Source organism: Marinibacterium sp. SX1 (assembly GCF_050389775.1).
Lineage (GTDB): Bacteria > Pseudomonadota > Alphaproteobacteria > Rhodobacterales > Rhodobacteraceae > Marinibacterium.
Genome location: NZ_CP177144.1, coordinates 4300615 through 4324732, shown reverse-complemented (window position 1 = coordinate 4324732; position 24118 = coordinate 4300615). Strand labels below are relative to the sequence as shown.

Below are 24118 nucleotides of genomic sequence, written 5' to 3'. Positions count from 1 at the left end.
GGCAGTCCTGGGGATGGGCATCGGACTGGCTTCCGGGCTGGTTGCAGGACTGGGCGGGGGGCCGGCCATGGCCGAGCTGCGCGGGCCGAAGCTGGGCGCGGCGTCGAATTTCGGCCAGAGCTGGCAACCCGAGGCCGTGGCCGCCGGGGCCGACATCGGCATCCTGCGGTTCCGCGACGAGGTCATCTGGAACCATGTCGAACAGGCCGACGGCACCCTGGCCTTCAGCTCGCCGCGCGAAAGCTATCCGCGCGTGCTGGCCGGGCGCGGGGCGGCGATGACCCTGCTGGGCTATACCGGCCATCCCGCCCACGACGGCGGCCGCGCTCCCCGGACAACCGACGGCCAGGCGGCCTTTGCCAGCTATCACGCCCGCATCCTGCGCGCCTTTCCCCTGATCGACGCGATCGAGGTGGGCAACGAATACAATTCCCACGACTTCGCCAGCACCCAGGGCTGGCCCGGCGACATGGCGGCCCGTGCGCGGGTCTATGTCGATCTGCTGGCGCGCACTGCCGCCGCCGCCCGGGCCGAACGGCCCGGCATCACCGTGCTGGGCGGGGCGGCCCATTCGGTGCCCGTGGCCTGGGCCCGGGCGGTGATGGCGGCCGGGGCCGGGGCGCATATGGATGCCTTCGTCCTGCATCCCTATACCACCGCGCCCGAGCAGTTCCGCCGCCAGGTGGCCGTGCTGCGCCGGGTGCCCGGGCTGGCCGACATGCCCCTGGCGGTGACCGAGTTCGGCACGAAGGATGCCACCGCCGCGCCGGGCTACCTGGTGCGCTATTATTGCCAGATGGCCCTGGCCGGGGTCACCCGGGCCGATTGGTACCCGTTCAGCCCGCGCGGCGACGGGCTGGTGCCGCTGGTCGGCGCGGATGGTGCGATCACGGCCACCGGGGCGGCCTGGGCGCTGATCCTGGCCCGGCTCGAAGGCCGCCCGGTGCGCGACGTGGCGCCCGATGCCTTCACCTATGCCTGCCGTTTCGGCGAGGATACCCTGGTGATCTGGGGAGCCCCCCGGGCCGTGACCCTGGGGCCGGACCATGTCGCGCTGGACGTGCTTGGCCGGCCGGTGGCCGCGCCGGTGGTGCTGGACCGTGCCGATCCGCTGGTCATCATCGGCCCCGATCCCCGCCTGGGCGGCGGCGTGCGGCTGGGCCCCCAGCGGGTGCTGGCCGATAGCTTCGACCAGTTTCCCCAGGAAGGCGGGCCGGATGTCTTTGTCCGTCGCGCGGGCGCGGCCCTGCCGCTGGTCCCCCGGCCCGGGCAGGAGGCCGATGGCGTGCCCTGGACGCCCTACCTGGGGTTCGACGACGACGGCAGCCTGCGGGTGGGCGCCGGCTGGGCCCGGCCTTCGGCCTGGGGGCCGGACGATCCGCTGGAAATCGTCTATCGCTACACCGCGCCGGCCGATCTGCTGGTCGAAGTCGAAATCGGCGCCGCGCCCTCGGAGGCCAGCGAGGACGGCGTGACCCTGGCCCTGGAACGCGACGGCCGCGAGCTCAGCCGCCGCCTGCTGACCCGGCCCGACCGGCTGGGCGCCCGGGCGGTGCCGTTGCGGGCGGGCCAGGTGCTGGACATCGTGCTGGGCCCGAACCGGAACGCAACGGGCGATCACACCGACCTGCGCATCACGCTGAGGCGCGCCGAATGACCCGCCTTGCCCCCATAACGGCACCGACCGCCAAGCCGGTCGCGGCGCCGGAACCAAGCCGGGTGGTCATGATCAACGATCATTGCCGGCCCAATGGCGGGGCCGCCGTGCTGATGCTGTCGGCCCTGCGCATGCTGCGCGCACGGGGGATGGCCGTCACGTTGATCACCGGCGATGCCGGCGACAATCCCGAGCTGGCCGAACTGGGCGTCGAGGTCATCGCCGCCGGGGGCGCCGACCTGTTGAACCGGCCGCGCCACCAGGCTGCGACCCGGGGCCTGCACGATCCCGATGCCCGGGCCATGGTCGCCGCGGCCATCGCCCGGCTGGACGGGCCGGGGGTGGTCTATCACGTCCACAACTGGTCGCAGATCCTGACCCCTGCGATCTTTCAGGCCCTGCGCCCGGTGGCCGGGCGCTGCCTGCTGCACGCCCATGACAGCTTCCTGGCCTGTCCCAACGGCATGTACATGGATTACCGCCATCTCGCGGTCTGCCAGCGGGTGCCCCTGGGCGCGGATTGCCTGCGCACCCATTGCGACAAGCGCAGCTATCCGCACAAGCTGTGGCGCGCGGCCCGGCATGGCGTGCTCTATCGCTGCCTCGACCGGCACGCGCCCTGGGGCGGGATCATCGCCATCCATCCCCGCCAGGTCGCCGGGTTCGAACGGGCGGGCTATCCGGCCGGCCTGCTGCACGTGCTGCGCAACCCGGCCCGGCCCTATTGCGACACCCGCGTGCCGGCCGAGACCAACCACCGGCTGGTCTATGTCGGCCGGCTCGAAGAGGACAAGGGCGTGATGGACCTGGTGCGCTCGGCCCGGCGGACGGGCCAGCCCCTGCGCCTGATCGGTGACGGTGCGCTGGTCCGGCGCATCCGCCGCGATCACCCCGAGGTCGAGCTGGCCGGCTGGCGCAGCCCCGACGACATGGGCGCGCTGGTCCGCGATGCCCGGGCGCTTGTCGTGCCCTCGCATCACCCCGAGCCCTTCGGGCTGGTCATCGCCGAGGCGGTCAAGTCCGGCCTGCCGGTTCTGGTCTCGCAGACCGGGGCTTTGGCCGGCGATGTCGAACGGCTGGGCGTGGGGCTGGCCTTTGATGTCTTTGATCCCGCGGCGATGGACGCGGCGATGACCCGCATGCGCGACATGGCCGTCGACGACCTGCGGAGGATGAGCGAGCGTGGCATGACCCGGGGCGATGCCCTGGCCCTGACGCCGGCGGCCTGGGCCGACGGGCTGGTCGCGCTCTATGCCCGGGCATTGGCCGGAGCCGGCGATGTCTAGGGCCGGGTTCTCACAGCCGTCCGGCGCGCAGCAGCCGGTTGAACGCCCGGCGCTTGAGGTCCAGGTGGCGTTCGGCAAGGATGGGGCCGGCCAGTCGGTGCAGGGCCTTGCGCAGCCGGCGCGCCGCGCCGGACGGGGCGGTGGCCCGCTCCAGCGAGCCTTCGCAGAGATCCCGCGCGCCCGAGGCGAACTCGCGCTTGTAGCGTTCGGTGCCCCGGCCCAGGTCCAGCTCGTCCAGCCCCTCGGCCGCGGCCTGGCGGGCGCACATGAGCAACAGGGCCAGGCCCGGCGAATAGGCAGACATGGCCGGGTCGAAGGCCGGGAACCACCAGTGCCAGGCCCGGTCCGAGCGCATGCCGAAATGCACGGCCACCAGCCGGTCGCCGGCATGCAGTGTCGACAGCCGTCCGGCCAGACCCGGCCCTTCGGTCGCGCGGATGTCGCCGGTCACACCCTGCACCCAGGGCGTGTCGAGGATCAGCGCCACGCCCTTGTCGGCCAGCGCCGCGCGTTTCCAGCCGATCAGGCTGTCCCAGGCTGCCGGATCGCGGCTGTCGGGATCAAAGCGCAGCGGTCCGATCTCGCGGTCCATCTTGCGCATCTTGCGCTCGGTGTTGCGGATCGCGCTGGTGGCCTTGCGCCGCGCGCCGTGCCAGCCGTCGAACCCGCCGCCCAGTTCGATCAGTGGCGAGGCCGTCCGGCGAAAGGCCGCCTCGCGGAAGATCGTGCTGCTGCCCAGGGCATGGTCGTAATCGTAATGGCTCAGCCCGCAGGCGCCCAGCATCTCGGCCGGCCGCAGCCCGCCCGGCGCACGGCCCAGCAGGCCCTGGTAATCGGCGATCGGCCCGGCCAGCGGCACGCCGCGCCCGCCGGGGCGACGGTGGAAGGGCAGGAAACCGGTGATCGCTGGGCCGTCGCGCAGCAGGCCGATTTCAACGTCCCTGCGGTGGCGGGCGACGATCTGCAGGAATTCGACCGAGAAGAACGGGCTGCGGTAACCGCTTTCGGCGCCCTGCAGGGCGCGCCAACGGGCGATCAGCCCGCTGTCGAGCTCGTCGGCCGTGATCCGTTCCATCCGCTGATCCGTCGTCATGCGCCTGCCCATAGCCAAACCTGTCGCCCGGGGCCATGCCGCCGGACCGGGCCGGCCGCCCGGTCGGCGGCCGCGCGCCTGCCTGTGATGGGCATAGCAGCCAAAGGCGACAGGATTGAGGAACAGCCGGGGCAAAGCTGCGCAGCCGCCCCCGCCACGGTCGTCACCCCCGGCCCGAAGGAGTGCCGCCCATGACCTCTGCCACCCGGCCCGAAGTCACCCCGCCCACGACACCCGGCGCCCGGTCCCAAGCGCCGACGCCCCTGACATCCGGAACACGGCCGGAAGGAGCTTCGGCCGTGGCTCCGACCACCCGGCCCGAAGTCACGCCGGCCACGATCCCCGACGCGCGCATTGCCGTGGTCATCGCGTCCAAGGGGCGTTCGGCCATCCTGGCCCAGATGATCCCCTACCTGAACCGCCAGAGCCTGCTGCCCGTGGCCCTGGTCATCGCCGTGACCGCGCCCGAGGATGCCGATTTCGATCTCGACAGGCTGCTCGACCCGCGCATCGACGGCCGTGTCCTGATCGCCCCGCCGGGGTCTTGCGCGCAGCGCAACGCCGCGCTGCGGGCGCTGCCCGAGGGGATCGACCACGTGGTCTGCTATGACGACGATTTCTTCCCCTCGCGCCATGCCCTGGCCGGGCTGGCCGACGTGATGGCCTGTCACCGCGATGTCGACGGCGTGACCGGTGCGCTGATCGCCGACGGGATCAGCGGCCCGGGCATCGCGCCCGAAACGGCCCGCCGCATGCTGGATGACTGGGACATGGCCCATCCCCGTGCCCCCGGTGTCGTGCCCGAGATCCGCCGCGACACGCTGGGCCTTTACGGGTGCAACATGGCCTTCCGGCGCGCCGCCATCGCCGGGATCGAGTTCGACGAACGGCTGCCGCTCTACGGCTGGCAGGAAGACGTCGATTTCGCCGCCCGCCTGGCCGGACGGCGGATCGAGACCCCGGCCTTTACCGGGGTGCACCTGGGCACCAAGACCGGGCGCGAGGCCAATGGCGAGCGGCTGGGCTACAGCCAGGTCGTCAACATGCATTACCTCTGGCGCAAGGGGAACGTGACCGCCGGCCATGCCCTGGCCCTGGCCCTGCGCAACATGGCCGCCAACCATGCCCGCGCCCTGCGCCCCGAGCCCTGGATCGACCGGGCCGGGCGGATGCGCGGCAACTGGCGCGGGCTGGGCGACATCCTGGCCGGGCGGGCCGATCCGGAAAGGATCCTGCAATGGTGAGTCGGGCCGGGCCGGCCGGAGGCCGACGGATTGTTTGCGAAACGGAACCGGTCCGTTTCGCGTGTGCCGCAGGAGCGGGCGTAACCAAGGGGAAGCGAAACGAATTGTTAACCAGTTCACCGCTACCCTTGACGTCTTGTTTTTGCCTTTATGTCCATGCTGGTGACACATTTGGCCGCCAGCCTGACACGAAGACCCTCGGTCTTCGGGGGAGTATTTCAGAATGGCATTGATCGAACAGAAGTCCGCCGGGGCCAGGGGATTTGGCCTGGGCGGGGGCTGGCGTTTTGGGCGCCGGCCAAAGATGGGCGTGCGTCCCGGTCCAACACAGGCAAGACCGCGCGCTGCGCGGGCCAATGCCGGGACTGGCTTGGGCGCCGGGCGCGGGGCGCTGGCCGGCCTGGTCAAGTCCAGCCTCGACCGGGGGCTGGCGCTGGCCGCGCTGATCGTCCTGGCCCCGGTGATGGGGCTGATCGCCCTGGCCATCCGGCTCAGCACCGGCGAAAAGGTGTTTTTCTCGCATGACCGCGTCGGGCTCGGCGGGCGGCCCTTCGGCTGTCTCAAGTTTCGCACCATGGTGCCCGATGCCCAGTCCCGGCTGGACCTGATCCTGGCCAGCGATCCGGTGGCCCGGGCCGAATGGGTCGAGGATTTCAAGTTCGAGCGCGACAGCCGGGTCACGCGGATCGGCCGCATCCTGCGCAAGACCAGCCTGGACGAGCTGCCCCAGCTGATCAACGTGCTGCGCGGTGACATGTCGCTGGTCGGGCCGCGCCCGATCACCCGGACCGAGGCCGCGCGATATGGCCGCGACTATCAATCCTACATCCGCGTCCGGCCCGGGCTGACCGGCCTGTGGCAGGTCAGCGGCCGGTCGGACACGACCTATGACGAACGCATCGCGCTCGACGTGGCCTATGTGCGCCATGCCACGCTGGGCACCGATCTGCAGATCCTCGCGCGGACGGTGGTCTGCGTGCTGGCCCGGCGCGGGGCGGTGTGAGCGGGCGCGGGGCGGGCCGGCCCCTGCGGCCCGAAGCGCGCGCGCCCGGTCGCGGAATGGAGACAACCTGAATGGCCAAGACAGCCAGCCATTGCGCCGAGGTCCCGGACATCCGTCCGGGCGGGCCGGTCCTTGCGGACCGGCTGTCCGGCGTTCCGACCCTGCGCCCGGCGCGCGGGGCGATGCCCGGCATGGTTTCGGGGGCCGGGGCGGGCGTCGGGCGCGCGGCGTCCCGGGGGCTGACGATCAACGGCAAGTTCCTGCAGGGCGACCTGACGGGCAACGGCGTGCACCGGGTGGCGCTGAACTTTGCCGCCGAACTGCTGCGCCGGCTGCCCGGGGGCACGCCCGGCCGGCTGCTGGCCCCGGCCCTGGGCGACCGGGAGCCCCTGGCCGCGCTGGGGCTGACACCCGAGCTGCGGCCCGGCGCGCTGGGTCCGGGCCAGGCCTGGGAGATGCTGACCCTGCCGGCGCTGGCCCGAGGCGAGCTGCTGGTCAATTTCTGCAACCTCGCGCCGGTGCTGCACCCCAATTCGGTTGTCATGATCCACGACGTGCAGACCCTGACCGTGCCCGAGGCCTACCCGGCCCGGCAGGTCGCGGGCTACCGCATGCTGTGGCCGCTGATCGGCCGGCGGGCCCGGGCGATCCTGACGGTTTCGGAGCATTCGCGCCAGGCGCTGGCCGCCCATGGCATCGGCACGCTGGACAAGATCCACGTGGTCCACAACGGCACCGACCACCTGCTGCGCCAGGTGCCCGACACGGCCATTCTCGACCGGCTGGGCCTGGCCGGGCGGCCCTTCGCCCTCGCCCTGGGGTCGGTGTCGGGCTACAAGAACATGCGCCGGCTCTTCGCGGCCTTCCACGACCCGGCGTTGGCCGGGCTGCCGCTGGTGCTGACCGGTGCGGCCGACCGGCGGGCCTATGAGGCCAGGGGCTGGGCCGTGCCGCCCAATGTCATCTTTGCCGGCCGGGTCAGCGACGGCGCGCTGCGCGCGCTTTATGGCGCCTCGCGGATGTTCCTCTTTCCGTCCGAAACCGAGGGCTTCGGCCTGCCGCCCGTCGAGGCGATGCATTGCGGCACGGCCGTCGTGGCCGCGCGGGGCGGGGCCATACCCGAGGTCTGCGGCGAGGGCGCCGTGCTGGTCGAGGCCGGGGAGACCGCCGGCTGGGTCGCGGCCATCGCCCGGCTGGCCGGCGACGATGCCGCCCGGGCCGGCCAGGTCGCCCGGGGCCGGACGCGGGCCAGGGCGCTGACCTGGGACATCGCCGGCGACCGGCTCTGGCAGGTGCTGGAGCCGATGCTCTGATCATTTCACCGCCGCCCGTCACGGGCGGCCCGTTCACGGACCAAGCAGATGGCGAAAGTCGGACTTCGCGAATTCACCAGCCTGGCCAGGGTTCTGGCCGACGGCCGGCTCCTGCGCTACGGCAAGGGCGCAAGGGGCGCCACCGCCGCCTTTGAAACGGCCTTTGCCGCGCAGATGGGCTGTGCCCATGTGCTGACCGTCAACAGCGGCACCAGCGCGCTGATCGCGGCGCTGGCCGCGGCGGGCATCGGCCCCGGCGACGAGGTGCTGGTGCCGGCCTATACCTGGGTGTCGACGGCCATCGCCCCGCTGGCCGTGGGCGCCGTGCCCGTGCTGGTGGATATCGACGAGAGCCTGACCATCGACCCTGCGGCCATCGAGGCGCGGATCACGCCCTGGACCCGGGCGATCATGCCCGTGCACATGCTGAACCTGCCCTGCGACATGGCGGCCGTGATGGACATCGCCCGGCGCCACGGGCTGGTCGTCGTCGAGGACGCCTGCCAGGCCATCGGCGTGACCTATCGCGGCCGGCCGGTGGGCACGATCGGCGATCTTGGCGCGATGAGCTTCAACCACCACAAGAACATGACCGCCGGCGAGGGCGGGGCCGTGCTGACCGATGACGAACGGCTGTTCGTGCGGGCCCAGATGTACCACGATCCGGGCAATTTCATCCGTGGCCTCAAGTCCAGCGAAGAGCCGGTCTTTTCGGCGATGAACCTGCGGGTGTCCGAGCTGACGGGGGCGATGCTGAACGCCCAGCTGCCCCGGCTGGCGCCCCTGATGAAACGCCTGCGCCGGCGTCACGGGCTGATGGCCCGGGCGCTGGAAGGCGCGCCGGGCTGCCGGATCTCGCCGCATAACGATGCCGATGCGGCGGTCGGGCTGACGGTGATCTTCGACCGGGCCGAGGATGCAAGGGCCTTCGGGGACATCGCCGGGGTCGAACGGTTGCTGGACACCGACCGCCATGTCTTTGCCAACTGGGAGGCCGTGCTGTCGAAACGCGCCCACCACCCCCGGATGAACCCCTATGCCTGGGCCAACCGCGAGATCGAGCACCGGGTCGAAGACCATGCCCGCACGCTCGACATCCTGGGCCGGACCTGCCGCGTGGCGCTTGGCGCGCAATACCCGCTGCCGGTCATGGCCTACCGCGCCCGCGTGCTGCGCCGGGCGCTGGCCCGGCGGGCGCCGGGCTATCACGAGGCCGTGGCATGAGGCACGAGGCGGCCTTTGCCGGGCCTCCAGGCCGGGCCGGTCAGACAGGGCAGTCCGCGCGGCCGGGGCTGGAAGTGCGGGTGATCAACCTGGCCAGCGCCGAACGCCGCCGGGCCTGGATGCAGGACGAACTGGCCGGGCTGGCCCATCCCTGGTCGTTCTTCGAGGCCCATACCAACCTGGCCAACCCCCGGTTGCGCCACGACCCGGCGCGCATCCGCGGGACCTATGGCCGGGCCCTGTCGCCGGCCCAGCTGGCGCTGTGGTCCAGCCATTACACCGTGATCGCCGACTTTGCCGAGACCGGGGCCAGCGATTACCTGCTGGTCTTCGAGGACGACGTGATCTTCGACACCGGCTTTCCGCTGGACGAGCTTATGGTCCTGTGCCGCGACGAGGGCATCCATTACATGCGCCTCTTCGGCATGTATTACGCGCCCGGCGCGCAGCTGGGGTTCTTTCACGACCGGTCGATCATCCGCTACCGCACCAGCCCTTCCGGCGCCCAGGCCTATCTCTTGTCGAAGGAGGGCGCGCGGCGGGTGGCCGAGACCTGCCGCCAGGTCGATACCGCCTGGGACCTGGCCCTGGATGCCTTCTGGAAGACCGGGCTGCCGCTCTACTCGGTCTATCCCTTCCCGGCACTGGAGCGGTTTTCGCCGACCTCGGTGCCGATGCTCGACATCGAGCCGCTGGGGCCGGTCGACCACGCCCGCTTCCTGCGGCGCAGGCTGGGCAACCGGCTGGGCAAGGCGCTGGCCAACTGGCGTTTGCGCGGACGCGACCGGGCCATGCGCGGGCGGGCCGCGGACTTTCACCAGGTCGGCGCGCCGGAGCCAGGCGCGGGCGGGTCGGTGTGATGGGCGGGGGCCGCAAGATGGGCCGGGCCGGGCGTCGGCAGAGCTGCGTGATCGACGGGGACGATGTGACGTGCCGCGGCGGCGTGATGTGTTGGCGCGGACGGGGGCGGTTGCCCGTCTTGGGCCGTCGCGTCGTGATGTGCAGGGGCGATGACATGCACAGGGCCGGACGCAGGCGGATCGGCGCGATGTGCAATGCCGGGCGCCGGCGGGGCCAAGTGATGGGCGGGACCGCGTGATGGGCCACTCCGCCGTGCGGCCGCTGGCCGATGTCGAAACCGGCGCAACGCTTCGGGCCGATGTGCTGATCATCGGCGGCGGGCCGGCCGGGCTGACCCTGGCCCGCGGGCTGGCCGACAGCCGGCGCGAGGTGCTGATCCTCGAAAGCGGCGGGCTGGACGAGGACGCCGGGGCCGAAGAGCTGAACCGCGTGGCCGTGGCCCCGGGCAACTGGACCGACGAGCAGGTGGCCAAACGCCGGGCCTACCACGGCGACCAGACCCGGCTGTGGGACCATGACCGCCAGGGTTACGGCGTGCGCTGCCGCCTGCTTGGCGGGTCGACGCAATCCTGGGCGGGCAAGTCGGCGGCCTTTGACGACATCGATTTTGCCGCCCGCGACTGGGTGCCCAACAGCGGCTGGCCGATCTCCGCCCGGGACCTGGACGGCCCGTTGGACCGGGCGGCGGAGGTGCTGAACCTCGGGCCCAATTGCTACGACGACGGGCTGTGGCACCGGCTGCGCCGCGAACCGCCCCGGCCCACGCCCGATCCCGACCGGCTGCGGTCGTTCTTCTGGCAATTCGCCCGGTCGACCCTGTCGCCGATGGAGGTCATGCAGGCCGGGCGCGAATTCCTGGCCGCGCCGCCGGCCAATGCCCGGGTGCTGACCGGAGCGACCGTGACCGGGCTGGAGACAGATGCGGCCGGCCGCCGGGTCTGCGCCGTGCGGGCGGTGGATGCCGCCGGCCGGGCCCACCGGATCACCGCGCGGTCGGTGGTGCTGGCGGCTTCGGCCATCGAGAACGCCCGGCTGTTGCTGATCGCGCGCGAGGGGCAGGGGCTGGGCAATGCCCATGACCAGGTCGGGCGCTGCCTGATGGATCACCCCTGCGCTGTGGTCGGGGCCTTCCGGCCGGCCGATATTGCCCGGATGTCGGTGCATTACGGGTTCTTCGGGCTGAAGACCGGGCAGGGCGCGACGATGTACATGCGGGGCCTGGCGCCCACGGCCCGGCTGCAGCGCGACGAGGGGTTGCTGAACTGCGCCGGCTTCATGCCCGGCGAGCGGGCGGCCGACGACCCGCTGCCGGCGCTGCGCCGGCTGATCCGGCGCGACAGCGCCGCGCCCTGGCAGGACATGCGGGCGGTGGCGCGCTCGCCGGGGATCGTGGCCATGGGGCTGGGCCGGATGGCCCTGCAAAGCCGCCACGTGCCGGCCGGGCTGTCGCGCTTTGCGGTCAACCAGGTGGTGCGCTTTCGTCCCGGGGTGGCGGCCGAGGAATACCTGACCGGCGGCATGCCCCACAAGCTGGTCGGCCTGTCGATCCAGGCGGTCTGCGAACAGGTGCCCGACCCGGCCAACCGCGTGTCGCTGGGCACGGCGCGCGACCGCCATGGCGTGCCGCTGCCGCAGGTGCGCTGGCAGGTGGGCGAGTTAGAGACCCGCACGCTGGCCCGTTTCGGCCGGCTGCTGGGCGAGGAATTCGGGCGGGCCGGGCTGCCGGTGCCCGAGCTGGCCGGCTGGATCGCCGAGGACGCGCCCGCGCCGGTCATCGACATGGCCCATTCGGCCGGCACCACGCGCATGGCCGCCGATCCGCGGCGGGGCGTGGTGGATGCCGATTGCCGGGTGCACGGGGTCGACAACCTGCACGTGGCCGGGGCTTCGGTCTTTGCGACCAGCGGCCATGCCAACCCGACGCTGATGATCTGCGCCCTGGCCATGCGGTTGGCCGATCACCTGGCGGCGGATCGGGCCGGTGGTTTGGGTAACGATCGAGCCGGTGCGGTGGACAACGATCGAGCCGATGCCGTGGGCAACGACCGGGCCGATGGCGCGGCCAAGGACCAGGCCGATGACCAGACCGGTGACGGGGCCAATGCGATGGCGCGGCCAATGATCCGGCCGGTGACGTAGCCAACGACCGGGCCAGTGATCAAGCCGGTGATCGCGCCGGGCAGGGGGCCAGCCGCGCGGCTGGCGGCCCCGTGATGACCCGCGACCCGACCGGCGACACAACCGACCAAGCGGCGGCCGCCGGCACGCCGGGTCAGCCCGGCCGCTTGACCCGGAAGACCGCCAGGTAGAGCGCCGGCACGAAGAGCAGGGTGATCAGCGTGCCGGCAATGATGCCGCCCATCATGGCATAGGCCATCGGTCCCCAGAAGATCTGCCGCGAGATCGGGATGAGCGCCAGCGAGGCCGCCGCGGCGGTCAGCAGGATCGGCCGGGCCCGGCTGTCCGAGGCCGTGAACACCGCGTCCCAGGCCGACAGGCCGTGATCCTCGCGCTGCACCTCGATCTCGTGCACCAGGATGATCGAATTGCGGATCAGGATGCCGATCAGGGCCAGCACGCCCAGGATCGCCACAAAGCCCAGCGGCGCGCCCGAAGGCACCAGCGCAGCAACCACGCCGATCAGCCCCAGCGGCGCGGCGGCAAAGACCACGAAGGACCGTCGGAAGCCCTGCATCTGGACCATGACCAGGAAGGCCATGATCAGCAGCATCATCGGCACCACCGCCGCGATCGGCGCCTGGCTTTCGGCCGAGCTTTCGACCGACCCGCCGACCTCGACATCGTATCCCGGCGGCAGCGACTGGCGGAAGCTTTCGACCTGGTCGGCCAGGTCGGCCACGATGGTGTCGGGCTGGTCCGAGGTCTGGATCGCCGAGGCCACGGTGATCGTCGGTATGCGGTTTTCCTGGCGGATGACCGGCTGTTCGGTGTCGTAGTGGAACACCGCCAGCGACGACAGCGGGATGGCCGTGCCGTCGGGGGCCGAAAGCTGCAGGTTGATCAGCCCTTCGATCGAGGACCGCGCCTCGTCGCTGCCCCGGCCGACCACGTCGATCAGGTAGGTATCGTCGCGCAGCTCGGTGATCGTGGCGCCGTCGTAGATCGTGTTCAGCGCCCCGGCGATATCGCGCGAGGTCAGGCCCAGCAGGCGCAGCCGGTCCTGGATGATGTCGACCCGGACCAGCCGGGCCGGTTCGTTCCAGTCGAGCACGACATTGCCCGTGCGCGGATCGGCGGCCATGATCGCCGCAAAGTCGCGGGCGATCTCGCGCAGGCGGTCGACGTCGAACCCGGTGATCCGGTATTGCACAGGCCGGCCGACCGGCGGGCCGATCTCCAGCAGCTTGACGAAGACATCGGTGCCCGGGAAGTCGGTGCGGGCCAGGGCTTCGAGATCGGCGCGCAGCCGGTCGCGGGCCTCGACTCCGGGGGTCTGGATGATGATCTGGCCGATATTCGGCCCCGGCGTGCCGGCATCAAAGCTCAGGATGAAACGCGGCGCGCCCCGCCCGACGTAAGAGCTCCAGAAGGACACGTCGTCATGATCGGCCAGCACCTCTTCGAACCGGTCCATCTCGGCGCGGGTGGCCTCGATCGAGGCATTGCGCGGCAGGGTGATGTCGACGATCAGCTCGGGCCGGTCCGAGCTGGGGAAGAACTGGTTCTCGACAAAGCGCATGCCCCAGATCGCCCCGGCAAAGGCCAGCACGGTGACCAGGATGGTCAGCCAGCGCGCCCGCATCGCCCCGCGCAGGACGCGGTGAAAGGTCCGGCGCACGCGGCCCGGCTCGGCATCGTGGTGATCCCATTTCGCCGGCAGCAGCGTGGCGCCCAGGAGGGGCGCAAAGAGCACGGCCACCACCCAGGACACCAGCAGCGACACGGCGATGACCACGAAGAGCGAGAAGGTGAATTCGCCGGCCGCCGAATTGTTCAGCCCGATCGGGATGAACCCGGCGACGGTGACCAGCGTGCCGGTCAGCATCGGGAAGGCGATCGAGGTCCAGGCAAAGGACGCGGCCTTGCCCAGGCTCTCGCCCACTTCCAGCCGCGAGATCATCGTTTCGATGGCAATCATGGCATCATCGACCAGCAGGCCGAGCGCGATGATCAGCGCGCCCAGCGAGATCCGCTGCAGGGTGAAGCCCCAGGCATGCATGACCACGAAGGTGATGGCCAGGACCAGCGGGATCGACAGCGATACGACCAGCCCGGCGCGCACGCCCAGGCTGATGAAACTGACGGCCAGCACGATGACCACGGCCTCGATCAGGGCCTGGATGAAATGGCTGACGGCCTCGTCGACGGCATGCGGCTGGTCGGCCACGTGGTGGACGTTGATGCCGATGGGCAGGCGCTGTTCCAGGTCGGCCATCAGCGCCGACAGCTCGGCCCCGAAATCCAGGATGTTGGCGCCCTCGCGCATGCCGATGGCCAGGCCCACGGCCTCGGCACCCTTGTAGCGGAACATTTCCGAGGGCGGATCGGCATAGGCCCGGGTCACCGTGGCCACGTCGGTCAGGCGGAAGAAATTGTCGCCCACCCGCAGGTTCACGTCGCCGATGCTCTCGGCCCCGGTGAATTCGCCGCCCACGCGCACCAGCACCCGTTCCGGCCCGGTGTCGATCTCGCCCGAGGGCAGGATGGCGTTCTGGGCGGCCAGCACCTGTTCGACCTCGTCCTGGTTCAGCCCCAGCGCGGCCAGCCGTTCGGTCGAGAACTCGACATAGATGACCTCTTCGCGGATGCCGAAGATCTCGACCTTGCCGGCATCGTCCAGCCCCTGCACGGCCCGGCGCACGCCTTCGACGTAATCGCGCAGCTCGCGCGGGGTATAGCCGTCGGTGGTGAAGGCATAGATGTTGCCGAACACGTCGCCGAAATCGGTGTTGAACTGGAAGCCCTGGAATTCCGACGGGAAATCGGCCCGGATATCGGCCATCATGTTGCGCACGTCCTGCCAGATGCGCGGCAGTTCGCGGGCCCGGGTGGTGTCGAGCAGGTCGACATAGACCACGGCCACGCCCGGCCGGGTCAGCGAGCGGGTGCGGTCGAGCTCGTCGAGATCCTCGAGCTTCTTCTCGATCCGGTCGGTGACCTGTTCCAGCGTTTCCTCGACCGAGGCGCCGGGCAGCGAGGCCGAGATGACCATGGTCTTGATGGCAAAGTTGGGATCTTCCTCGCGGCCGATCTGGACATAGGCCAGCGCGCCGGCGACCAGCGAGACGATCATCAGGAACCAGACGAAGGACCGGTGCTTGAGCGCCCAGTCGGACAGGTTGAAACGGCTCATCGGATGGCCTCCGGTGCGGTGCGCGGGCCGACCTGCTGGCCCTCGGTCACGGAATTGACGCCCCGGGTCAGGACTTCGTCGCCTTCGGCCAGGCCCGACAGCACCAGCACGCGGCCGGCGGCGCGGGCGCCGATGTCGACGGGGGTGCGGGCCAGGTGGCGGTCGTTGCCGGTCACGACCCAGACGGCGGGCGGATCGGCATCGGCGATCAGGGCGCCTTCGGACAGGGTGATGATCGGCCCGTTGGCAGCGGTCAGCCGGGCATTGACCAGCGCGCCGATGCGAAAGGCCGGGTGGCTGTCCTTGCCCAGCATCATGTGCGCGGCCCGGGTGCGCGAGGTGCGCTCGCTGACGGGATCGATGCGTACCAGCGTGGCCATGCCCGTGATCGCCGGGTTCGAGATCAGCGTGATGTCGAAGACCGCGCCGACCTGCATGGCCGAGGCCACGTCCTGGGTCAGGCTGACGACAACCTCGCGCCGGTCGCCCGCGGCCAGGTCAAAGACCGGATCGCCGGCGTCCAGCGTCGCTCCGGCCTCGGCATGGACGGCGGTGATGATGCCGTCGGTCGGGGCCTTGAGATCGGCATAGGAGCGCTGCTCGCGGGCCTGTTCCAGCTGGGCCTCGGCCTCGCGCAGGGTGGCTTCGGCCGCGGCCAGGGTGTTGGCCGCCTCGTCCAGGGCGGCCTGGTTCGACACGCCGCGGTCCAGCAGTTCGGATGCCCGGTCATTGGCATCGCGGGCCGTGTCCCGCTGGGCGCGGGCGATGGCCACGCCGGCCTCGGCCGCGCGAACCCCGGAATCGAGATCGGCCGCGTCCAGCTGGGCCAGCACGTCGCCGCGCGACACCACGTCGCCCAGCTCGCCCTGCCGCTGGGCCATGGTGCCCAGCACCAGGAAACCCAGCGAGATTTCATGTTCGGCCTCGACCGAGCCGACCCAGGCGCGGCTGATCTCGGCCTGCGGGCGGATGACTTCGGAGACGACGGGCCGGGGCTTGGAAGGACCGGCCTCGGCCTCGGGCGCATCGCTGGCCGGGGCCGGCGCAGCGGCCAGCAGAAGGGCCAGGGCGGGGGCCAGCGCTCGGGCCGGGCGCAGGATGCGGGACAGGACCGGCAGCAGGGTGCGCGACAGGGCCAGAGCAGGGCCGGCCTGCGCCGATGCCGGGCGTGTAAATGCCGCTGCGGGGCCGGCCTGCGGGGCCGGCTGGGGCAAGGGCCCGGGGGCCGGAAGGGGGCGGATCATTCGGAAGGCTCCACGATGCGGACCTGGCGGCCGGGATAGAGCAGCTGGGCGCCGCGGGTGACAACGACCTGTCCGGCCGTCACGCCATCGGCTACCATGACCCGGTGTTCGGAATAGCGGCCGATGGTGATGGGATGTTCCGACACGGTGTCGTCGGCGGGATCGACGATCCACACGCTCGGCCCGTCGGTGCCCGACGAGATCGCCGACCAGGGCAGCACGATCTGGGGATCGTCGGTCCAGGCCGTCGCGCCGCGCACGGCATCGCCATAGGTCAGCCCGGGCAGCGGCTCGTCGAGCGTGACCGTCACCTCGACGGTGCCACGGGCGGCATCGACCAGCGGCGAGATTTCCTTGAGCCGGCCCATGACCGTCACGCCGGGCCGGTCCAGCCCGCTCAGGGTCACGGTCTGGGGCGCGGTCTGAGCGGCGGTCAGCACGCCTTCGGGCACGTTGAACTTGGCTTCGAACCCGGGGCCCACGGCCAGTTCCAGCACCGGCTGCGCCGCGCCGACAACCTGGCCGGGCTCGCCGAACCGGTCGGTCACCGTGGCCCGGGCGCCGGCCGTCAGAACGGTGTCGTCCAGCGCCTGGCGGGCCTGGTCGAGCGAGGCCTGGGCCTGGGTCCGGGTGGCCACGGCAGCGGCGTATCGGTCCGAGGCCTGGTCCCGGTCCGACCGGGTCGTGGCGCCGCGTTCGAACAGTTCGGCCTGGCGTTCCGACTGGCTTTCGGCGGCGGTGAACTCGGCCTCGGCGGCCGACAGCCGGGCTTCGGCCGCGCGCAGGGCCTGGACCTGCTGGACCTGTTCGATCCGGGCCAGCGTGTCGCCCGGCGCGACCTGGTCACCGACCTGGACCATGACGTCGGTCAGCCGGCCGCCGACGGGAAACGAGGCCTGCACGGTTTCCGGGGCGGTGATCTCGCCGATCAGCACATGTTGCGACAGGGGCGTGATGACCTCGGCCGTGACGGCGGTGACGGCCAGGACGGTCTCGCCGGCCGGGGCCGGGGCGTCCTGGGCGCGGGCGGGCAGGGCAGGGGCCAGCGGGCCGAGGGCAAGGATCGGTACGGCCAGGAGGAACCGGTGGAGAGGGCCGAGATGGGGCAAGGGGAGGTTATCCTGAACAGCTGACGGTCACGGTTGCGACGGGGATATAGCGCCAGAATCGGTTTGTGGCGGATTAAAGGTGAAAAGTAAACTGAATGGTTCAGTTTCCGAACGTGCATCGGCGGACAATTGGTCGCGGCGCCCGGCACAGGCCCATCCGCCGGGCCGATGCGGGGAAAAAGCGCCATAAAACGGCGAGGAGCACCGGCCGTGGCAAGGGCGCGGTCGGGCGTAACTGGTGGGCGATTGGGTCCGGGGGCAGCCGAGACTGGAGGCGCGACAGGCCGGATGCGGGGGACGGCCGGGATGGGCCGACGTGACATGCCGGTTCCGGTGAGTGGCCGGCAGCAGGGATGTGACGGGCTGACTCCGGGGGGAGCCTTAATCAGGGGCGCGACAGGCCGGATCCGGGGGACGGCCGGGATGGTCCGACGTTAATGCCGGTTCCGGGGGGATGGTCGGCAGCAGGGATGTGACGGGCTGGATCCGGGGGTGAGCCTTAATCAGGGGCGCGACAGGCCGGTTCCGGGTGATGGCCGGGATTTGAGAGCGTGACGCGTTGGATCTGGCGGATGGTTGGCATCGAGCGGCGCGGCAGGTCGGGGGCGGGCCTCGTCGTGCGCGCATCGGGGCCGGATCCGGGGCGGATCGGTGGCACGGGTTCGGGGTTGCAGTGCGTATGTTATAACATTACCAGATTGCCAACGAGTCGCCGCCCCTCCGGGCCTGTCACCGGATTGTCACGGGCCGGCCCATGGCGGCGGCGCGGGCATTGGTATAACGCTCCTCATCGAGACGAAGGGAACCGTCATGGATTTCAAAGCTCTGGCCCTGGCCAATTTCTCTGTTGCGCTGCTGGCCGCCGGTGGCGCCATGGCGCAGGACCACCGCGAACTGGGCGCCCATGAACATGGCACCGGCCAGCTGGGCATCGCGCTGGAAGGCGACCGGATCGCGATGGAACTGCATGTGCCGGGGGCCGATATCGCCGGGTTCGAACATGCCGCGACCAGCGACGCCGACAAGGCAACGATCGCCGCGGCCATCGAGGCCCTTGAACAGCCGCTGTACCTGTTCGTCCTGCCCGAGGCGGCAGGGTGCACCGTCGCCCATGCCCATGCCGCGCTGGAGGCCGAGGCGCATCACGACGAGGATCATGCCGATGACGAAGGCCATGACCACGACGCGGATCATGCGCATGATGAAGAGCATGATCACGATGACGACCATGCCCATGACGAAGATCATGGCGAGGATCATGCCGATGACGAAGGCCATGACCACGACGAGGATCGTGCCCATGATGAAGAGCATGACCACGATGCGGACCATGCCGACGAAGATCACGCGCACGAGGACCATGCCGACGGAGAACATGCCGACGGGGATCATGACCACGACGATCATGCCGACCACGACCACGAAGAAGGCGGCCATTCCGAGTTCCATGCCGAATACGAGCTGGTCTGTGCCGACATCACGGCCGCCGACCGCATCGAATTCGCCTATTTCGGTGTCTTCCCCAATGCGCAGGAACTGGATGTGCAGCTGGTGACCGACACCGGCGCACTGTCCGCCGAGATCACCCGCGACCGGCCGGCCCTGCCGCTTGGCGGGCGTCTCTGAGCGATGACCGGATCCGCCTCTCCGCTGGTCCTCGAGGACGTGGGCTTTCGCTGGCCCGGGCGGGGCGGGTTCGGCCTGTCGGTGCCGGACTTCACGCTGGCCCCGCGGGAAACCGTCCTGCTGCTGGGCGAAAGCGGATCCGGGAAATCGACCCTGCTGTCGCTGATCTGCGGCATCGTCGTGCCGCAGGACGGGCGGGTGTCGGTGGATGGCACCGACCTGTCCGGGCTGGGCGCCGGGGCGCGGGACCGGTTCCGCGCCGAGCGGATCGGTGTGATCTTTCAGCAGTTCAACCTGCTGCCCTATGGCACCGTGCGCGACAACATCCGCCTGCCGCTTCGCTTTGCCCCCGACCGGCGGGCCCGGGCCGGGGATGCGGCGGCCGAGACCGAACGGCTCTGCACCGGGCTGGGCCTGTCGGCCGACCTGCTGGGCGTGGCCGCCGGGCGGCTGTCGGTCGGCCAGCAGCAGCGCGTGGCCGTGGCCCGGGCGCTGATCGGCCAGCCGCCGCTGATCGTGGCCGACGAGCCGACATCGGCGCTGGATGCCCGCAGCCAGGATGCCTTTCTGGGCCTGCTCTTCGACCAGCTGCGCGCGGCCGGCTCGGCCCTGCTGATGGTCAGCCATGACGACCGGCTGGGCGACCGGTTCGACCGGGTGCTGCGCCTGGACGACATCGCCCGCAGCGAAAGGAAGACCGCATGATCGGCCGGCTTGTCCTGGGCTCGCTCACCGCCCGCGCGCTGACCGTGGGCATGACGATCCTGTCCATCGCCCTGTCCGTGGCCCTGTTCCTGGGCGTCGAGAAAGTGCGCACCGGCGCCCGAGCCAGCTTTGCCGACACGATTTCCGGCACCGACCTGATCGTCGGCGCGCGGTCGGGCTCGGTGCAGCTGCTGCTCTATTCCGTCTTCCGCATCGGCAATGCGACCAACAACGTGACCTGGCAAAGCTACCAGGACATCGCCGCCCGCGACGAGGTCGACTGGATCGTGCCGATCTCGCTGGGCGACAGCCACAAGCAGTTCCGGGTGATGGGCACGACGCCCGAGTTCTTCACGCGCTACAAGTATCGCGGCGGCCGGGCCCTGGCCTATGCCGAGGGGCGCGGGCTGGACGATCTCTATGACACGGTGATCGGGGCCGACGTGGCGCGCACGCTGGGCTATGCGGTCGGCGATCCGATCGTCGTGGCCCATGGGCTGGCCTCGTTCACCGAACATGACGACCAGCCGTTCCGCGTGGCGGGCATCCTGGCCAAGACCGGCACGCCGGTCGACCGCACCGTGATCGTGGGGATGGAGGCCATCGAGGCCATCCATGTCGACTGGAAGAGCGGGGCCAAGACCGGGGCGGTGACGCCCGTCGAGGTCATCCGCCAGATGGACTTGCAACCCCAGGCCATCACCGCCGCGCTGGTCGGGGTCAAATCGCGGCTGCAGGTCTTCCGGCTGCAACGCTGGATCAACGAATATCCCGAAGAGCCGCTGCTGGCCGTCCTGCCGGGCGTGGCGCTGCAGGAGCTGTGGCAGATCGTCGGAGTGGCCGAAACGGCGCTGATCGGCGTGTCGGGCATGGTGGTGGTCACGGCGCTGATCGGCATGATGGCGATGATCTTTTCCAGCCTCAACGAACGGCGCCGGGAGATGGCGATCTGGCGGGCGATGGGCGCCCGGCCGGCGGTGATCCTGGGCCTGCTGGTGGCCGAGGCCGCCTGCATGGCGGCCATCGGGGCGGTGCTGGGCGTGGCGCTGCTGTACGGGGCGCTGGCCGTGGCCCGGCCCCTGGTCGACCAGGCCTTCGGGCTGTGGCTGCCGATCGACCCGCCCAGCCTGCGGGAACTGCAGGTTCTGGCGGCGGTTGTCGGCGCCGCGGCGCTGGCCAGCCTGCTGCCCGCGCTTCGGGCCTACCGCCTGTCGCTGGCCGACGGTATGATGGTGCGTATCTGATCCGGGGGTGTGCCCATGACGTCGACGACCCGTTTCCCGACCCGCCGCGCATTTTGCCGGGCGGCCTCGTCCGGCCTTGCGGCCGCCCTCGCGACCGGCGGGGGTCTGATGCCCGGCCCGGCCCGCGCCGCAGGGGCGCGCCAGATCGAATGGGATGACCTGATCCCCCCCGGCGTGCCCTATGGCGAGATCGTCGGCGATGGCGAGATCGACGTGGTCAACGACATCTGGAAACCGGTCTACGACGAAAACGCCCTGCGCCTGAACGAGGCGCTGAACGGCGAGCTGATCAAGCTGCCGGGCTACATCGTGCCGCTGGAAGCCGGGACCAAGGGCGTGACGGTCTTTCTGCTGGTGCCCTATGTCGGGGCCTGCATCCACGTACCGCCGCCGCCGCCCAACCAGCTGGTCGTGGTCGAGGCCGATCCGCCCTGGCCGTCGACCGACCTGTGGGATGCCGTCTGGGTGTCGGGCACCATGCGCGCCGAGACCCGGGCGACAGACATTGCCGAAGCCGGTTACAGCATCGTGGCCGACCATATCGAACGGTTCGACTGAACCCGCGCGCCCCGAAGGATGACCCGATGACCTGCCTTACGACCTCCCGGCGCCAGCTGCTGCTGGCCGCGCTGGCCCTGCCCGGGCTGGGCCTTGGCCCCCGCGCGGCCCTGGCCGCCCAGATCCACGACCTGTCCTGGGACGATCTCCTGCCCGAGGATGCCCCGGCGCTGCCGCCGTCCTTGCAGGGCGTGGTGCCCCATGACGAGGGAGCGGCCCCGGCCGGGCAGGCCATGTCGACCGGGGTGCGCACCGACTGGAACGGCGAGATCGTGCGGCTGGCCGGGTTCATCATCCCGCTGGATTACTCGGGCACGGGGGTGACGGCCTTTATCCTGGTGCCCTATGTCGGGGCCTGCATCCACGTGCCGCCGCCGCCGCCGAACCAGCTGGTGCTGGTCACGACCGAAACGCCCTACGAGGATGACGGGCTGTTCGCGCCGGTTGTCGTGACGGGCATGTTCGGCACGGCCCAGACCTCGACCCAGCTGGCCGACATCGGCTATGCGCTGTCGGCCGACAAGGTGGAACCTTACAGCTAGGGCCCTTGGCGGGCTGGTGGCAGGGGCGGGCCTGTCGCGAAGGTGGACCGGGGCCTGTCGGCAATGTGGACCTGTGGCGGGGGCGGTCTGTGACGACGGCCGTCCGTTATGGGGGCAGATCATTTGAGACGGGCCGCTGGAGCGGTTCAGCGGCTGACGGCCGGCCAATCCACCGGGTCCGGCCTGACCCAGGCGAGCAGCCTTAGATGCCAGGCAGGTGACCGGGGCGCTGAAGGGGGCGGCTGGTTGAGGGGGGCCGGTTGAAGGGCGGCCGTTGATGAGGTCAGGTCAGAGAAGGCCGGCCGTTCAAGTTGCCCGACCCGGCGATGGCTGGCGGCTGACGTTCCCCAACCAGGTCAAGGCTGGCGGCTCACGACTCCCCATCCGGTCAAGGCGGTGACTATCGAGGTCGGGCCGTTGTGGGCGGGCCGGTGGCATGATCCGGCCGGTGCCATGGGTGCGGCGGCCGGCCGGGAGATCAATTGAGACCGTCAATTGGGGCGGCTGGTCACGGGATTCACCGGGGCCGGGCCAAGGGGCGGGGCCGATGGCCGGCCTTCCCCGACGGTCAGGCCGGGGCGAAGGTGTCCTTGTAGGTGTCGCGCAGGATGTTCTTCTGCACCTTGCCCATCGTGTTGCGCGGCAGGGCCTCGATGACCACCAGCTTGCGCGGATGCTTGAACCGGGCCAGCTTTTCGCCGGCCACCTGCGCGATGGCCTCGAGGTCGGGCGTGGCGCCCGGCTCGGCCACGATCAGGCCCAGCACCGTCTCGCCGAAATCGGCATGGGGCACCCCGATCACCGCGCTTTCCAGCACGCCGGGCTGGTCGTCCAGCACCAGTTCGATTTCCTTGGGATAGATGTTGTAGCCCCCGGAAATGATCAGGTCCTTGTTGCGCCCGACGATATGGACATAGCCATCGGCGTCGATCATGCCCAGGTCGCCGGTGATGAAGAACCCGTCCTCGCGCAGCTCTTCGCGGGTCTTCTCGGGCATCTGCCAATAGCCCTTGAACACGTTCGGCCCGCGCACCTCGATCAGCCCGACCTCGCCCTGGGCCAGGGTCTCGCCGCCCGCGCCGGTGATCTTCAGCTCGACCCCGGGCAGGGGGAAGCCCACGGTCCCCGCCCGGCGCTCGCCGTCATAGGGGTTGGACGTGTTCATGTTGGTCTCGGTCATGCCGTAGCGTTCGAGAATGCGATGCCCGGTGCGCTCTTCGAAACGCACGTGGGTCTCGGCCAGCAGCGGGGCCGAGCCGGACACGAAGAGCCGCATGTCGCGGGCCAGTTCGCGGGTGAAGGCCGGATCGTCGAGCAGCCGGGTGTAGAAGGTCGGCACGCCCATCATCGCCGTGGCCCGGGGCATCAGCCGGATGATCTCGCCGGCGTCGAATTTCGGCAGGAAGATCAGCGCGCCGCCGGCGATCAGCGTGATGTTGGTGGCCACGAACAGCCCGTGGGTATGGAAGATCGGCAGGGCATGCAGCAGCACGTCCCGGTCGGTGAAGCGCCATTCCCCGGCCAGGGTCCGGGCATTGCTCAGCAGGTTGTCCTGGGTCAGCATCGCGCCTTTCGACCGGCCGGTCGTGCCCGAGGTATAGAGAAACGCCGCCAGGTCGTCGCCCGACCGCGCGACCGTCTCGAAGGTGTCGGGCCGGTCCGCGGCCTTGTCGGTCAGCGTGCCCGACCCGTCGCCGTTCAGCGTTTCGATCGCCGCGCCCAGGCCCTGGGCCACGGGAGCCAGCGTCTCGGCCCGGGCGCCGTCGCAGACCACCAGGCGGGCGCCGGAATTGTCGATGAAATAAGTCAGCTCGTCGACGGTATAGGCCGTGTTCAGGGGCAGGAAGACCACGCCGGTCTGGGCGCAGGCGGCATAGAGCGCCAGGGCCTCGGGCGACTTGTCGACCTGGGCGGCCAGGCGGTCGCCGGGTTGCAGCCCCAGGCCGGTCAGCACATGGGCGATGCGGGCGGCCCGGGCCAGGAAATCGGCATGGCTGAGGACGCTGCCATCGGCCAGGATCAGGAAGGGCGTGGTCTTGCCGGCATGGGCGCCGAAGAGACGGTCATAAAGGGGGTTCGCCATATCAATGGCTCC

At 70.6% G+C, this 24118-nt stretch carries 18 protein-coding genes; 13 read left to right on the top strand and 5 right to left on the bottom strand.

From position 1 onward, the window contains the following. The first annotated feature begins 13 nt into the window (after positions 1 to 13). Positions 14 to 1657, top strand: coding sequence for a hypothetical protein (locus ACK3BB_RS19495; RefSeq protein ID WP_428926309.1), 1644 nt, complete (start codon positions 14 to 16; stop codon positions 1655 to 1657). Beyond that, the gene (locus ACK3BB_RS19490) at positions 1654 to 2943 is read left to right on the top strand and encodes a glycosyltransferase family 4 protein (RefSeq protein ID WP_428926308.1); all 1290 of its coding nucleotides are present in this window, start codon (positions 1654 to 1656) and stop codon (positions 2941 to 2943) included. The genes ACK3BB_RS19495 and ACK3BB_RS19490 overlap by 4 nt, the downstream gene beginning before the upstream one ends. 10 nt (positions 2944 to 2953) lie before the next feature. On the opposite strand, the gene ACK3BB_RS19485 is transcribed toward ACK3BB_RS19490, so the two are convergent. Then, positions 2954 to 4036, bottom strand: a complete 1083-nt coding sequence (locus ACK3BB_RS19485) for a GNAT family N-acetyltransferase (RefSeq protein WP_428926307.1) — start codon at positions 4034 to 4036, stop codon at positions 2954 to 2956. Positions 4037 to 4335: 299 nt separating this feature from the next. On the opposite strand from ACK3BB_RS19485, the gene ACK3BB_RS19480 reads away from it, so the two are divergent. The 6 genes from ACK3BB_RS19480 to ACK3BB_RS19455 all read left to right on the top strand — a co-directional run bounded on the left by ACK3BB_RS19480 (position 4336) and on the right by ACK3BB_RS19455 (position 11820). Then, the gene (locus ACK3BB_RS19480; protein WP_428926306.1) at positions 4336 to 5280 is read left to right on the top strand and encodes a glycosyltransferase family 2 protein; all 945 of its coding nucleotides are present in this window, start codon (positions 4336 to 4338) and stop codon (positions 5278 to 5280) included. Positions 5281 to 5650: 370 nt separating this feature from the next. Next, positions 5651 to 6283, top strand: coding sequence for a sugar transferase (locus ACK3BB_RS19475; RefSeq protein WP_428926305.1), 633 nt, complete (start codon positions 5651 to 5653; stop codon positions 6281 to 6283). A 71-nt stretch (positions 6284 to 6354) separates the two neighbouring features. Then, positions 6355 to 7596: a glycosyltransferase family 4 protein gene (locus tag ACK3BB_RS19470; RefSeq protein ID WP_428926304.1), complete on the top strand. Its 1242-nt coding sequence runs from the start codon at positions 6355 to 6357 to the stop codon at positions 7594 to 7596. A gap of 48 nt (positions 7597 to 7644) precedes the next feature. Next, the gene (locus tag ACK3BB_RS19465; protein WP_428926303.1) at positions 7645 to 8820 is read left to right on the top strand and encodes a DegT/DnrJ/EryC1/StrS family aminotransferase; all 1176 of its coding nucleotides are present in this window, start codon (positions 7645 to 7647) and stop codon (positions 8818 to 8820) included. Further along, on the top strand, positions 8817 to 9680 hold the full coding sequence (locus ACK3BB_RS19460) for a glycosyltransferase family 25 protein (RefSeq protein ID WP_428926302.1): 864 nt from the start codon (positions 8817 to 8819) through the stop codon (positions 9678 to 9680). Before ACK3BB_RS19465 ends, ACK3BB_RS19460 begins: the two co-directional genes overlap by 4 nt. Before the next feature lie 238 nt (positions 9681 to 9918). After that, positions 9919 to 11820 carry a GMC oxidoreductase gene (locus ACK3BB_RS19455; RefSeq protein ID WP_428926301.1) on the top strand — a complete coding sequence of 634 codons (1902 nt, stop codon included), beginning with the start codon at positions 9919 to 9921 and terminating at the stop codon, positions 11818 to 11820. A gap of 133 nt (positions 11821 to 11953) precedes the next feature. On the opposite strand, the gene ACK3BB_RS19450 is transcribed toward ACK3BB_RS19455, so the two are convergent. From ACK3BB_RS19450 to ACK3BB_RS19440, 3 genes are read right to left on the bottom strand one after another with little or no spacing between them, the layout of a single operon-like run. Next, the gene (locus ACK3BB_RS19450) at positions 11954 to 14995 is read right to left on the bottom strand and encodes an efflux RND transporter permease subunit (RefSeq protein ID WP_428926300.1); all 3042 of its coding nucleotides are present in this window, start codon (positions 14993 to 14995) and stop codon (positions 11954 to 11956) included. Continuing rightward, a complete protein-coding gene (locus tag ACK3BB_RS19445; protein ID WP_428926299.1) occupies positions 14992 to 16239 on the bottom strand; it encodes an efflux RND transporter periplasmic adaptor subunit in 1248 nt (415 codons plus the stop codon). Before ACK3BB_RS19445 ends, ACK3BB_RS19450 begins: the two co-directional genes overlap by 4 nt. After that, on the bottom strand, positions 16236 to 17348 hold the full coding sequence (locus tag ACK3BB_RS19440; RefSeq protein WP_428926298.1) for an efflux RND transporter periplasmic adaptor subunit: 1113 nt from the start codon (positions 17346 to 17348) through the stop codon (positions 16236 to 16238). Before ACK3BB_RS19440 ends, ACK3BB_RS19445 begins: the two co-directional genes overlap by 4 nt. A gap of 810 nt (positions 17349 to 18158) precedes the next feature. Here ACK3BB_RS19440 and ACK3BB_RS19435 point away from each other — a divergent pair. Genes ACK3BB_RS19435 through ACK3BB_RS19415 form a run of 5 tightly spaced genes read left to right on the top strand, consistent with a single transcriptional unit; the run spans position 18159 to position 22023 of the window. After that, complete coding sequence (locus tag ACK3BB_RS19435; RefSeq protein ID WP_428926297.1) at positions 18159 to 18974, top strand: ZrgA family zinc uptake protein; 816 nt, start codon at positions 18159 to 18161, stop codon at positions 18972 to 18974. A gap of 3 nt (positions 18975 to 18977) precedes the next feature. Further along, positions 18978 to 19679: an ATP-binding cassette domain-containing protein gene (locus ACK3BB_RS19430; protein ID WP_428926296.1), complete on the top strand. Its 702-nt coding sequence runs from the start codon at positions 18978 to 18980 to the stop codon at positions 19677 to 19679. Then, a complete protein-coding gene (locus ACK3BB_RS19425) occupies positions 19676 to 20923 on the top strand; it encodes an ABC transporter permease (protein ID WP_428926295.1) in 1248 nt (415 codons plus the stop codon). Before ACK3BB_RS19430 ends, ACK3BB_RS19425 begins: the two co-directional genes overlap by 4 nt. Before the next feature lie 15 nt (positions 20924 to 20938). Beyond that, a complete protein-coding gene (locus ACK3BB_RS19420; RefSeq protein WP_428926294.1) occupies positions 20939 to 21481 on the top strand; it encodes a DUF3299 domain-containing protein in 543 nt (180 codons plus the stop codon). A 26-nt stretch (positions 21482 to 21507) separates the two neighbouring features. Beyond that, positions 21508 to 22023, top strand: a complete 516-nt coding sequence (locus ACK3BB_RS19415) for a DUF3299 domain-containing protein (protein WP_428926293.1) — start codon at positions 21508 to 21510, stop codon at positions 22021 to 22023. Positions 22024 to 22591: 568 nt separating this feature from the next. Here ACK3BB_RS19415 and ACK3BB_RS19410 read toward each other — a convergent pair. Further along, positions 22592 to 24106: a malonate--CoA ligase gene (locus ACK3BB_RS19410; RefSeq protein ID WP_428926292.1), complete on the bottom strand. Its 1515-nt coding sequence runs from the start codon at positions 24104 to 24106 to the stop codon at positions 22592 to 22594. Between the last annotated feature and the right edge of the window lie 12 nt (positions 24107 to 24118).